This is a genomic window from candidate division KSB1 bacterium, assembly GCA_034521575.1.
Lineage (GTDB): Bacteria > Zhuqueibacterota > Zhuqueibacteria > Residuimicrobiales > Krinioviventaceae > JAXHMJ01.
Genome location: JAXHMJ010000005.1, coordinates 2420958 through 2434627 on the forward strand (window position 1 = coordinate 2420958; position 13670 = coordinate 2434627).

Consider the following 13670-nt stretch of genomic DNA (forward strand, 5'->3'; position numbering starts at 1 on the left):
GCATACGGATTCGGCCGCATCAAGTTTCAGAACCCGATTGATCTGTGTCCTGTTTGTCTCGGCAACAGGCTCTTGCTTGTAAGGATTCACACTGTTTTGACCGCAGACCGCCCCGGAATGAATCAGCCAGATAGATAATATGGGTCTCCTGGTGAAATTTTCTTTTGCGCCTCAAATGATGCGATTTATGATTTTTTCAGCAGTGTTTTCAGCTCGTTCCAGCTGTGGGTGTTGAGCACGTCATCCGCTTCGAGCCAGCCGCGCCGCGCCTGACCGATGCCGAAACGCATATGATCGAGATCGTCTGTGGTGTGCGCGTCCGTGGAAATGGCCAGTTTGATGCCCTTTTCTTTGGCCATGCGGCAGTGCGTATCTGACAAATCCAGGCGAACGGGCTGGGCGTTCAATTCTAAAAAACAGTTGTTGTCCTTTGCCGCGTCCATTACGGCGTCCATATCCAGTTTATAGGGCTCGCGTTCTCCGATCAGTCGGCCGGTCGGATGTGCGAAAATATGGAAATGCGGGTTTTGCATCGCCTTGATGACGCGTTTTGTCTGTTGTTTTTCGGTCAATTGGGTGTTGTAATGGATGGAACAGATCACGATATCCAGTTCTTTCAGGATATCGTTGCTCAGATCAAGCGACCCGTCTTCCAGGATATCTACTTCGATGGATTTGAGAATGCGGAAATCCTCGAACGATGGGTTCAATTTTTCGATGCGCTGCAATTGCTGTTCGAGTTTTTTGTCATCCAGTCCCCCGGCCACACTGACGCGTTTGGAGTGATCCGTGACCGCCAGGTATTCGTAGCCCTTTTTCCGGGCGGCCTCGGCCATGTCTTTTAGCGAAAATTTGCCGTCCGAGGCGGTGGTGTGCGACTGCAGGTCGCCTTTGATATCGGACAGGTCGATCAGTTCCGGCAAGTCGTTCGATTCGGCGGCTTTGAACTCGCCGTTGTTTTCGCGCAGTTCCGGGGGAATAAAAGGCAGTCCCACCTGCTCATAAACCTCGGTCTCGGTTTTGCCGGCGATGCGTTTGCCGCCTTTATAGACGCCGTATTCATTAATCTTGAATCCCCGGTCCACCCCCATTTTGCGCACGGCAATATTATGGGCTTTGGAGCCGGTGAAATAGTGAAGCGCCGCCCCGTATCCGGCCTGCGGCACGACGCGCAAATCCACCTGCAGTCCGTTGCGCAAAACCACGGATGATTTGGTGTCGCCGTGCGCCAGAATTCGCTCCACATCTTCATACCGGACAAATGGGTCCATGACATCCGCATCCTGCTTCCAGCTCACCAGGATATCCACATCGCCTACCGTCTCTTTGCGGCGCCGATAACTGCCGGCGATATCGAGCTGTTTGACGCCGTCGATGCCCTGCAGATAATCCTGCAGGGGTTTGATATAGTCTTCGGCAATGGCCCACCTGAAGCGTTGTTTTTCGCCGCTTTGCTGCAAACGCTCCAACTCGTCCAGGATTTTGTCCTGGGTTTTCTGGCCGAATCCCTTCAGAGCCTTGATCTTGTCCGATTTTGCGGCGCTTTCCAGATCGGACAGACTTTTGATATTCAGTTTGTCATACAGGGTTTTGACGCGTTTGGGACCCAGACTCTCCATTTGCATCATGCGCGGCAGCGCTTCCGGGAGCTCGGCTTCGAGTTCTTTGAGCTGTTTCAGGCGGCCGGTCTCTGCGATTTCCTGAATCTTGCCGGCCAGATCCTGTCCGATGCCCGACAGGTCGCTCAGGTTTTTGCCCTGATCGAGCATGTCGGTTATGTTTTGCGATAATCCGGAAATGGTAGCCGAAGCCTGCCGGTAAGCGCGCACACGGAACGGATTGGCGCCTTTGATGTCCAGCAGGTCGGCAACTTTGGACAAACTATCGGCAATATCGCTGTTGTGTATGGGCATAATGTGTTCTCTTTTATTGCAAAGCTGTCATTGATTGTGTTTCATCTGGCGTCTTGTCGCGCTACAGACAAAGTTCAAACGCCCGGGTCCTGTTTTGCCTGACCGGGCGCTCATTATTAATAACAAATCAGAGATGGCGCTTTAAAGATGCGCGAAGGTAAGATGCTGATCCCCCCGAGAGACGATATTTACTGCAGGTGTGCACCAGATCCCCGACCTGCGGCGACCCGTCGACAATTTTGAATGCAATATTGTTATCCAGGGTCTGGATCACCCGGCCTTCTCCGATAGATGCATAGTCGGATTTGCTGCCGCGGACGATTTCACAGAGTTTGCCTTTGCTGAAATATTCCGGGCGATCGGCTTTGACCAGGAAATAACCTTGTTTGATTTTTAAAATCTCATAAAACAGATCCTCGACCCTCTGTTGATCCTGAGAGTCTGCCCACACCGCCTCCGTATCGGAGTCGGCCGGTTCGGGTTCAAAGGCATCTGTTTGCTGTACGGACTCTGCCTGTGCCCCTTGCCGGTTCACCACCTGGCCGGTGATTACGGTCATCGCGCCATGCCGCATGCCCAGCAGTCCGAGAATCCAGGGACCTTGCGGCGTATAGGATACATGCGCGCCGATTAGGGCATCGCCGCCCATCTGTTCAACCTCCGGGATGATCTTGGCGTCAAAAACAAATTGCGGGCTTGCGTTTCCGCTTTTCATAAAGATGCCCAGAATGGGGATCGGCAGGTAGGCCTCCTTTTCCACGTGGATCAACTGACCCCGCGGAGAATACGGCGTGGCGCTTTCGCTGCCGGGATCATCGCCCAGGGTGACAAACAATTCATCGGGAGACGGATAGCCCACTTTGTGGGTGATGCTGGAGGCACAGTTCAATAACAGAGACAGAATGGCAAACAGCACAAGACATAAAGAGATGTTTTTCAATTTGATCTCTCCTTTGAATGATTTGCATTTTCTGTTTTAGCATGCAGTCAAATGTATCAAACGCTATACATTTGAAAATTGTCCAAATCGATTAATCTTTTGAATCCAATGCGTCTGGCTCCTGTATGGTCAATCTGTTGGCACGCGCGTATGTATTCACGCTCTGTCAACAGTGTGTATTTCTGTACAAATAACCCCGACATTACTCTCCAAACTTAGTATTTTTTATGTTTGAATGCAAGATATTTTTCCAGATAACCTATTCGTACATATTTTCCGGGTCCATACGGCATAGCTCGAACAGGACGTCCGCGATTTTTTCTGTCACAGCTCTGAAAAACCGCTCCCCTTTGTCTTTTGAGGCATGTTGGGGATTTCCCACACCTGTGTCGGCTGTGATTTTGGACCACTTGCGTTCGGTCCACAGCCAGTGTTCAGAGAATTCTTTAATTTTGAACGATTTTACTTGTCCGTTTCCCCATTTTTTTTTGGCAAGCACGAGTTCGGGATTCAGATAGAGCAGCAGGCTGGTTTCCATTTCCTCGGCATGGTCACCCGGGTTTGTAAAAAAATCAGAGCGGTCCAGAGCCTCGAACCAGTTTGCCGTGCACAGGAACATGTTTTGAAACTCGAGGCCCAGTTCCCGCAGCATGGGTTTGAACTCATTGCCGCCGTGACTGTTGAGCAGCATCAGCTTGTGAATACCCTGACGGTTTAATACGGTTACGAGGTCACGCAGGATGGCCTGCTGAGTCGAGGGGCTGAGGTTCATGTCCAGATAAATATCCGTCTGGCCGGTGTTGACGCCGTAGGGGATGGGGGGCAGGACAATCAGTCTGGCGCCCTTTTCCCAGGCGATGCGGGCGGATTCGGCAGCAATGGCTTTGGATTCAATGACGTCACTGGAATAGGGCAAATGATAATTATGGGCTTCAACCGCACCCCAAGGCAGCACTGCCAGGTTAAATTTGGCGTTTTTGATGTGGTGCCAATTGGTTTCAGCCAGGATATAGGGGCGCATGGTCAGGTCCTGTTTTTTACAAGATTTTTGCAAAACATTACTTTTATTTTGTTGGCAGATTCACTTTGCGTTTATCTTCTTCCGGGTGCTGACGGTACAGAATGGCCACATGCCCGATCAGATCGACCAAATGACAGCGCAGTTTTTGGGTGATCTCTGCAACCAGGTCTTTTTTCTGATCCTTGAACTCCAGAAACCGGATTTTGATCAGCTCATGATCATTCAGCGAATGGTCAATGGCGTCCAGGACTTCAGTTGATAGTCCGTTTTTTCCGATAACGGCCACCGGGTTGATGGAATGCGCGAGTCCGCGCAGTTTGCCGCGTTGTGAACTGGTGAGTAACTCCATAGGTTTGGTCCTTTATACTTAGGGGTCAATATAGTCGAGTACGCCCAGATAGAGCCAGTTGGCGACGGCCTGACGATTGTTTGCCCGCACGAATCGATCCTGATCGCGTTGATTTTGAATGTTGCCCAATTCGATGTAAACGCTGTTGACCTGGCTGTGTTCCAGCATGTACAGGTTGCGGGTGGTGATCAGGCTTTTGTATCCGCGACCGGGCTGGTGCTCGTCGTATTTGTCGCGTACGGTTCTGTACATGGACAAAGCAAGTGCTTTGCCGATGCGGTCGTTCTGCTTGTAATAATAAAAAATATCCACGCGTTTTTTCCCGGATCGGGAATCGACGTGCAAAATAATGCTGTATTGATTGCTGCTGCGGAAGCGGTTCTTATGTTTGAGCGCGTTGAGAATATTGGCGCGTTTTTCGAGACGGTTGATGGTGTAGCGGGATATGGCTTCATTGCCCCAGTAATATTCATCCCGGTCTCCCTTGAGAATGGCATCATCCCGGATGCCGTCATCGGGGTCGCGGACAATAATATAGACCAGGGCGCCATGTTTGATCAGTTCCCGGCCCAGTCTCAGAGTGATATCATAGGCGTATTCGTCTTCGTGCAGGTGGTAACGGCCGCGCTTGCCGATCGCGCCGGGATCGGGTCCGCCATGCCCGCTGACCAGGTAAAAAATACAGTCCTTGAGCCGCTGATCTTCGACTGTCACGCGCGAATACTTTGGTCCGAATATAGAGAAATTGTATTCCTTGCCAGGATTTGATTCGCCGGTGTCCTCTGCATCAGAATCTTGGGGTGTTTTCAGTTCCGGATTGTCCCGAAACCAGTGCAGCGGCACCCAGAGCCGGTTGTCGTCCGTATACAGTTCATCGCGCAGGCCCAGCAGGTGCATGCGTTTGTTGTAACGCTCCAGTTCCTTTGCCCGGTCATAATCATCGATTCCCAGGGTTGAACGAATGGTTTGTCCGTCAAAACGGACAACAAGGATTGGCATTTGATAGAATTGACCGCGAACCAGCGTGTCATCGCCGTCCAGACGGTCTTTATTCAGGGTGCAGAAGGATTCGATGTACGGTTGGGTGGTGGGCAGTTCGTATCGCCGCAACAGCGTATAGATTCCGTCTCCGTCCCGGGTGCCGGTCTCTACATAAGTAATCGCATGGGCAGAGTAGGGGCTTGCAAGGAGGAATAACAGCCATATAAATACAAAAGGGTTCCGGCAGCTGTGTTTCGATTTCAGTGAGCTCTGCATGCGGTTCATATCATTCGGATACGGTCGGTTAACAGGTCTGATTCCGGAATACCCGGTTTGTTTTCGTCCGGATAGCCGATGGCAATAATCGATTCCACTTTAAATTCAGGCGGCAAATCAAGTTTTTCTTTGATATAATCGCTTGCCGATCCGCTGTGATCCGGCTTGCGCCTGCGGATCTGGATCCAGCAGCTGCCGAGTCCGAGCGACTGCGCGGTCATTTGTAAAAGAATGGAAGCAATTGAACAGTCTTCGATCCATACATCGGTTTTGTCAGTATCCGCGGCAATTACAACCCCCAGCGGGGCGTGCTTGAGAAAATCCGCACCGTGCGGTTTGGCATTGGAGAGAATGTGCAGGTATTCGGGATCGGTAATAAAAATAAACGTCCAGGGATGACGGTTGCGTGAAGTCGGGGAGCGCAAACAGGCTTCTTTGAGAAGTTCAATTTTATCGGATTCGACAGGTTTTTGCTGAAACACACGGATGCTTCGCCGCCGGCGCAGCAGATCGATCATGGTTCGGCTCCTTGCTAAAATTCACGTCATTTGGTCTATAATTTATAAAAAAATGACAGACATCAAAACCGTTTTTTTTGGAATGCCGGCCTATCGATCCGTAAAAGCCCACCGGTACTGCCGGTGGGCTCAAACGTTTAGTGCCAGGTGATCAAACCCATTTCGTATTTATTGCCGAGCAGCGGATGGACGGGGATCACCCGGATCGTGAATCCCTGACGGCCGGTACGGTCAGCTGGCACATCAGTCCGGTAATGGTGGTGTTTGGACTGTCCGTTCACGGTCATTTCTTTAAACTGTCCGTTTTTAATGGACCCCTGTTCATCTACGGATCCGTAAAACACTTCCACGCTGACATCATCCGGTGTCAGTTTTCCGAGATCAACGGTTGCTTCAATGGTCAGAGATTCTCCCATTAGAATATCGCTGCTGGTTTTTTTAGTACTGATAATTTTGACGGAATCCCAGTTGGCGCGTATGTTTTGACACCAGTTGGCCAGTTCTACAGCCGGTTTTTGCTGGTCTGTGTTGATTTTTTCATACTGTTCCATGGCCGGTAGATAATAATCATGCGTGTACGACTGGACCATGCGGTAAGTGTTGAAATACGGTCCGACCATCTTGATGCTGTTTTTCATCATTTCGATCCATTGCACCGGCAGGCCGTTCTGACCGCGTTCGTAAAAGGCGGGAATAACCTGTTGTTCCAACAAGTGATACAGCTCTTCAGACTCGACTCGATCCTGTTCATCCGGATCATTATACGTTTCGCCGCGTCCGATGGCCCATCCGGATTTGCCGTCCATATAATAGCCTTCGTCCCACCAGCCGTCCAGGACACTCAGGTTGAGCGCGCCGTTGGCTCCGGCTTTCATGCCGCTGGTGCCGCTGGCTTCACGGGGGCGGCGCGGGTTGTTGAGCCAGACATCAACACCCTGAACCAGATCGGATGCAATATCAATGTTATAGTTTTCCAGAAACACAATGCGCGAGCGAAAATTGTCCTGGCGAATGACATTGATGATATCGCGGATAATGCCTTTACCGATCTTGTCGCGCGGGTGTGCTTTGCCGGCAATGATGATTTGCACCGGACAGTCTTTGTTCATGAGAATATCGTGCAGGCGGTCCAGATCTTTGAACAGCAGGAATGCGCGTTTATAAGCCGCAAACCGGCGGGCAAAGCCGATGGTCAGGGCTTCCGGATTCAGCACTTCGTTTGCTTCTTCGATCTCGGCCTGAGAAGCCCCGGCATTCTGCATTTGGTTTCTCAGATGCTTGCGGCTGAATGCAACCAGGCGTTCACGCCGGCGCTCGTGAGTGCGCCACAACTCTTCGTTGGGTATCGCGTCAACATGCTCCCAAACACTTTTGTCAGCCGGATTTCGGTACCAATTGGGTCCCAGATAACGGGTAAACAGCTCTGACATATCTTCGGAGACCCAGGTGCGGATATGCATGCCGTTGGTGATATGTCCGATGGGCACTTCTTCCTTTAAGACATTCGGCCAGATATAGGACCACATGTCGCGGGCTATGTTTCCGTGCAGTTTGCTCACACCGTTGTAGGTGCTGGCCATGCTGATGGCAAAAACAGCCATATTGAACTTGCCGTCGGTTTGCTGGTACTGAACACCGCCCAGATTTAAAAACTCGTCGTCGGGAATGCCGAGATCTTTGTAATGCGGTTTCAGGTATTGGGTGACAAGATCAGGCGCAAACATATCGATACCCGCCGGAACCGGGGTGTGGGTGGTGAATACATTGCTGCCGCGTGTGGCCATGCGCGCCTGCGCAAAAGACAGTTCCGGATTTTCCTGCATGAGCATTTTGACGCGTTCCAGCGCCAAAAAGGCCGAGTGACCCTCGTTCATGTGGCAGACGGTCGGGGTGATGCCCAGCTTCCGCAACGCCTGCATGCCGCCGATTCCGAGCATGATTTCCTGTTTGATGCGCATCTCATTGTCCCCGCCGTACAATTGCGCGGTGATCTCGCGGGTTTTGGCCGGATTGGTGTCGAGATTGGTGTCGAGTAAATACAGATCGACCCGGCCCACATGAATCTTCCAGACCCGGGCCGTGACCGCACCATCCGGATAAGTTACATCCACCGTCAAAGGATTTCCCTGGTCATCTGTGACAAGCACAGTAGGCAGATTGTAAAAATCATTGATTGGATAGGTTTCCTGCTGCCAACCGTCACGCGAAAGGTACTGCTGGAAATAGCCCTGCTGATACAGCAATCCGATACCGACCAGAGGCAAACCTAAATCACTTGCTGATTTCAGATGATCCCCGGCCAGTATTCCCAGACCGCCTGAATAAATGGGCAGACCATTGGCCAGACCATATTCCATGGAAAAATAAGCAATGGTGACATCTTTTTTGTCGCTGTATTGCTGCTGGAACCAGGTTTTGCGTTCCATATAGTTTTCGAAATTGGTTTTGACTCGCTGCAGGTACGAGATAAAACCGTTATTTTGGCTGAGTTTGTCAAGGCGTTCCTGGTCGATCATGCCGAGCAGCTTGACCGGATTGCGCTGCAGTTCTTCCCACAGATCCGGTTCCAGGCGGCGGAACAGCGCCTTTGAGTTGTGATCCCAACTCCAGTACAGATTATAAGCCAGTGTTTCCAAATAGGACAGCGATTTTGGAAGATTCGGTGGACATGGTATCGCTGGACTGTATACATGAGCCTCCTCATAATTTTTAAGCTTGAGACTGTGAAAATTTTTGAAATAATGCAAAACATGGAAACGCTTCCATGTGCAGCGATAAGGTAATAAAAAGATTAATACCAATCAAGTTGTTTGAGCTTTTATGCGGGAGACAGGTGATTGTCCGGGTGCATTGCTCGGTCAGAGTGGTGAAGATGAGCAGTAAAAAGCCGGAGGTTTGGTCACCTCCGGCTTTTTATTATTTGTACTCGTTCAGCGCTTTCATATAATTGGCTCGCTCAAACGCCGAAGGTTCGGCGCATGATTTCTGGCTGAGACTTCCTTTGAGAATATCCAGAGAAGCATATTCTTTTGCTTCGAGCCATTCGTTCATGCCGTTCAGAACGGTTTTCAGGTGTTCCGGGCCCTTTTGCAGCAGAGCTGCGCACAGATTGGCGACATCGGCGCCGGCGGCGATCATTTTCAAGGCGTCCTGCGCGGTATGCACGCCCGTACTTCCGGCGAAACTGACATTCAGCTTGCCGTACAGAATGGCGAGCCAGCGCAACGGCAGGCGCAGATCGTTCGATGTGCTCAACACCACACCGGGTTCCACCTCGAGTTCTTTTAGATTCAGATCCGGTTGATAAAACCGGTTGAACAGCACCAGCGCGTCGGCGCCCGCATCTGCAATTTTCCGAGTCATATTGCCCAGTGCGCTAAAGAAGGGGTTCATTTTCACCGCAACCGGAATATCTACACTGGATTTTACAGCCTTGACGATGGAGATATATTCGTTTTCCACGTCCTGTGCGGTCTGCTTGGGATCTGTTGATAAAAAATAAATATTCAGTTCAAGACCGTCGGCGCCGGCATCCTGCATTTTTTTAGCGTAATCGATCCAGCCGCCTTTGGTCACGCCGTTGAGACTGGCAATGATCGGAATATCCACAGCCTCTTTGGTTTTACGGATGTGATTCAGATAATCTTCCGGTCCCAGGTTAAAATCCTGTTCCTGGGGGAAATACTCGAGCGCTTCTGAAAAATGTTCGGCGCCTTTGTGCAGATAAAAATCCAGTTCTTCGGCTTCAAACGAGATCTGTTCTTCAAACAGTGAATACAGAACAACTGCGGACGCTTCTGCATCCTCCAGCTGCTTGATGCCTTCAACGGTTCGCGACAGCGGTGAAGCTGACGGGACCAGCGGGTTTTTTAGCTTGAGCCCCATATATGTGGTTGATAAATCCATAAAATTGTCCTCTTTTTGTTTCCAATGCCCTAAAGGCGGCGCCTGAACAGACGCCGCTCTTGTTTGTTTGATTATTCCTGACCGTTACCGTTGCCGTATTCGATGGCGGCCCATTCTTCGTACAGGTGCCATCTGGATTTGACGTCTTTTTGCGCCATATCGATGAGCATCTTGGCACGTTCGGGTTTGGATTTGGTGAGCATTTTAAAACGGGTTTCGCGGTAGGCGAAATCTTCGTAAGAAATACTCGGCGCCTTGGAATCCAGTTTGAGAGGATTCTTGCCTTCTTTGGTCTTGTCGGGATCAAAGCGGAACAGGGGATAATGTCCGGATTCGACCGCTGCTTTTTGATTGTCAAGACCTTTGCTCAGATCAAAGCCGTGAGCGATACAGTGTGAATATGCCAGAATGATACTGGGTCCGTCATACGCTTCCGCCTCGTTAAAGGCGCGAAGGGTCTGCATGTCATTGTATCCCATAGCAACGCGGGCCACGTAAATATTGCCGTAGGTCATAAAGATCATACCCATGTCTTTTTTGGGCAGCGGTTTACCCGCAGCGGCAAATTTGGCCACAGCGCCAAGCGGCGTTGCTTTGGACATCTGACCGCCGGTGTTCGAGTAGACCTCGGTGTCCAGAACCAGCACGTTGACATTACGTCCGGAAGCCAGAACGTGATCCAGGCCGCCGTAACCGATATCATACGCCCAGCCGTCACCACCGAGAATCCAGACGCTCTTTTTGACCAGATAATCGGCCAGAGACATCAGCTGTTTGGCATCGGGCGAGTCAATGTCTTTCAGTTTATCTTTTAGCGTTTTTACGCGCTCGCGCTGTTCGTAAATACCGGCTTCATCCGATTGATCCGCTTCGAGCAGAGCCGTGACCAGCTCGTCACCGATCTGCGATGAGAGAGTTTTAACCAGTTCGCGTGCAAATTCGACAAATTTATCGATGGTCAGACGGAATCCGAATCCAAATTCCGCATTGTCCTCAAACAACGAGTTGGACCAGCTGGGCCCGCGTCCGTTGTCGTCTTTGGTGTACGGGAACGTTGGCAGGTTGCCGCCGTAGATGGACGAACAACCGGTGGCGTTGGCGATCAGCATGCGGTCGCCGAACAGCTGCGTCATCAGCTTGACATAAGCGGTTTCGCCGCAGCCTGCACAGGAACCGGAATACTCGAACAAGGGTTTCAGCAGCTGCGATCCTTTGACTGTGCTTACTTTAACGTCACGCCGATCCATTTCCGGCAGATTCAGGAAAAAGTCGTAATTTTCACGTTCCTGGAAACGAATGGGCGGCTGCTCAACCATGTTGATCGCTTTTTTACCGGGTTCCTTTTTGTTTTTGGCGGGACAGGCCTCGACGCACAAACTGCATCCGGTACAATCTTCAGGAGCGGTCTGTACGGTATAAACCCAGCCTTCCGGGAAGCTGCGTCCGCGGGCCTCGGCATGTTTAAAGGTCTCGGGAGCGTTTTCCAGATGCTTGGGATCGTAGGCTTTTTGCCGGATGGCGGCGTGTGGACAGACCAGAGCGCATTTGCCGCACTGGATACAGACCTCGGGATCCCAGGCCGGTATCTCGAGAGCGATGTTTCGCTTTTCATACTGCGTGGTACCGGTGTCAAATGTACCGTCACAGGTAAATGCACTCACCGGAACCTCATCACCTTTGTTGGTCAGGGATTTTTCAGCGACCGTGCGAACAAATTCCGGGGCGTGTTCCGGAATGATCGGCGGAATGTCGGAATCGCTGGTCACCTTGCCAGGCACATCTACTTTGTGCAGATGTTCAAGCGTCTGATCTACAGCATCAAAGTTTTTCTGTACAATCTTTTCGCCTTTTTTACCGTATGTTTTTTTGATGGCGTTTTTAATATACTGAATAGCCTCATCACGCGGCAATACACCTGAAATGGCAAAGAAGCAGGTCTGCATGATCGTGTTGATGCGCGCACCCATGCCGGTTTTCTTGGCGACTTCGTACGCGTCGATGACGTAAAAGTCAATGTTTTTATTGATGATATCTTCCTGTACCGGCTTGGGAAGTGTGTCCCAGGCTTCGTCAGGGCCAGCCTGTGTATTCAGCAGAAATGTTGCGCCGTCCGTTGCATTGTCCAGAACATTAAAGCGTTCCAGAAAAAACTGCTGATGACAGCCGATAAAATTGGCTTTATTGATGAGATAAGTCGAGTGAATGGTTTTCGGTCCAAAACGCAGGTGTGATTTTGTCACCGACCCGGCTTTTTTGGAATCATAAACAAAATAACCCTGGGCATAATTGTCGGTTTCCGTTCCGATGATCTTGATCGAGTTTTTGTTGGCGCCGACGGTGCCGTCAGAGCCCAGACCAAAGAAAATACCGCGGATGACATCGTCACTTTCGGTGGAAAATTCGGGATCGAAATCGAGATTGGTATGTGTGACGTCGTCATGGATACCGACCGTAAAGTGGTTTTTCGGGGTTTTTTCTTTCAGATTATCAAACACACCTTTGACCATAGCGGGTGTAAACTCTTTTGAAGAAAGTCCGTAACGTCCACCCACGATGCGGGGCAGCTTGTCAAGTTTACCTTCGGCATGCGCTTCGGACAAGCCGGCCAGAACATCTTTGTAAAGCGGTTCGCCGTGTGCGCCCGGCTCTTTGGTGCGATCCAGAACAGAGAGGCTTTTGACGGTTTCAGGCAGAGCTGAAAGCAAATGCTCTATGGAAAACGGACGGTAGAGGCGTACTTTGATCATACCGACTTGTTCGCCCTGGTTGTTCATATACTCGACTGCTTCCTGAGCAGATTCAGCGCCGGATCCCATCAGCATGATAATGCGTTCGGCTTCCGGATCTCCATAATAATCAAACAGATGATACTGGCGTCCTGTTAGTCCGGCGAATTGATCCATGGCGTTCTGTACAATTTCCGGGCAGTTCTGATAATACGGATTCACAGTTTCACGCGCCTGGAAAAACAGATCCGGATTCTGTGCCGTACCGCGAATTTTCGGGTTTTCCGGGCTCAGGCCGCGCATACGATGCTCAAAAACTTTTTCATCGTTGATCATGGCTTTCAGGTCATCCATAGTCAGCTGCTCGACTTTTTGGATTTCGTGTGAAGACCGGAATCCATCGAAAAAGTGAATAAACGGCACGCGCGCTTCCAGAGTTGCGGCTTGTGCGATCAGGGCAAAATCCATAATTTCCTGGATCGAGTTGGAGGCGAGCAGGGCCCAGCCGGTAGAGCGGGTCGCCATGACATCGCTGTGATCACCGAAAATCGACAAGGCATGAGTGGCCACACTTCGGGCCGATACGTGAAAAACCGTAGAAGTTAATTCGCCTGCAATTTTAAACATGTTGGGAAGCATCAATAGCAGGCCCTGGGACGCGGTGAATGTCGTCGTCAGAGCGCCTGTCTGCAGTGCGCCATGAACAGCGCCGGAAGCGCCGCCTTCGCTCTGCATCTCAGTCACCTGGGGAATCGTACCCCAAATGTTTTTTTGACCCGCCGCAGAATAGGCGTCAGCCCATTCTCCCATCGGGGAAGACGGCGTGATCGGATAGATTGCTATCACTTCGTTGAGTTTGTGGGCTACATAGGCGGCCGCTTCATTGCCGTCTATGGTTACCATTTGTCTTGACATATATTTCCTCCGTCAAACAAGTTGTTGTTATAGTAAAAGAGATCCCGAGGTTAATTACGTTAATCTGCAGTTTAAAATTAGTTAAAAAAAAGAAGAGATGCAAGGATGAAAACGACCGCAACTTG

Annotated in this window: 9 protein-coding genes; all 9 read right to left on the reverse strand. The window is 50.7% G+C overall.

Features of this window, described 5'->3' with window-relative positions; genetic code table 11:
• Positions 1–185: 185 nt before the first annotated feature.
• Positions 186–1913 (reverse strand): DNA polymerase/3'-5' exonuclease PolX, encoded by a 1728-nt coding sequence (gene polX / locus U5R06_23855; GenBank protein ID MDZ7725777.1) that lies wholly within the window; start codon positions 1911–1913, stop codon positions 186–188.
• A gap of 127 nt (positions 1914–2040) precedes the next feature.
• The gene (locus U5R06_23860) at positions 2041–2853 is read right to left on the reverse strand and encodes a hypothetical protein (GenBank protein MDZ7725778.1); all 813 of its coding nucleotides are present in this window, start codon (positions 2851–2853) and stop codon (positions 2041–2043) included.
• A gap of 259 nt (positions 2854–3112) precedes the next feature.
• Positions 3113–3874, reverse strand: a complete 762-nt coding sequence (locus U5R06_23865) for a creatininase family protein (GenBank protein ID MDZ7725779.1) — start codon at positions 3872–3874, stop codon at positions 3113–3115.
• Between the two features lie 43 nt (positions 3875–3917).
• Complete coding sequence (locus U5R06_23870) at positions 3918–4223, reverse strand: YhbY family RNA-binding protein (protein MDZ7725780.1); 306 nt, start codon at positions 4221–4223, stop codon at positions 3918–3920.
• A gap of 18 nt (positions 4224–4241) precedes the next feature.
• Positions 4242–5480, reverse strand: a complete 1239-nt coding sequence (locus tag U5R06_23875) for an N-acetylmuramoyl-L-alanine amidase (protein ID MDZ7725781.1) — start codon at positions 5478–5480, stop codon at positions 4242–4244.
• A 5-nt stretch (positions 5481–5485) separates the two neighbouring features.
• Positions 5486–5998, reverse strand: coding sequence for a nitroreductase family protein (locus tag U5R06_23880; protein MDZ7725782.1), 513 nt, complete (start codon positions 5996–5998; stop codon positions 5486–5488).
• Positions 5999–6135: 137 nt separating this feature from the next.
• The gene (glgP, locus tag U5R06_23885) at positions 6136–8673 is read right to left on the reverse strand and encodes an alpha-glucan family phosphorylase (protein ID MDZ7725783.1); all 2538 of its coding nucleotides are present in this window, start codon (positions 8671–8673) and stop codon (positions 6136–6138) included.
• A gap of 241 nt (positions 8674–8914) precedes the next feature.
• The gene (locus tag U5R06_23890; GenBank protein ID MDZ7725784.1) at positions 8915–9904 is read right to left on the reverse strand and encodes a dihydroorotate dehydrogenase-like protein; all 990 of its coding nucleotides are present in this window, start codon (positions 9902–9904) and stop codon (positions 8915–8917) included.
• A gap of 71 nt (positions 9905–9975) precedes the next feature.
• The gene (gene nifJ, locus U5R06_23895) at positions 9976–13545 is read right to left on the reverse strand and encodes a pyruvate:ferredoxin (flavodoxin) oxidoreductase (GenBank protein MDZ7725785.1); all 3570 of its coding nucleotides are present in this window, start codon (positions 13543–13545) and stop codon (positions 9976–9978) included.
• Between the last annotated feature and the right edge of the window lie 125 nt (positions 13546–13670).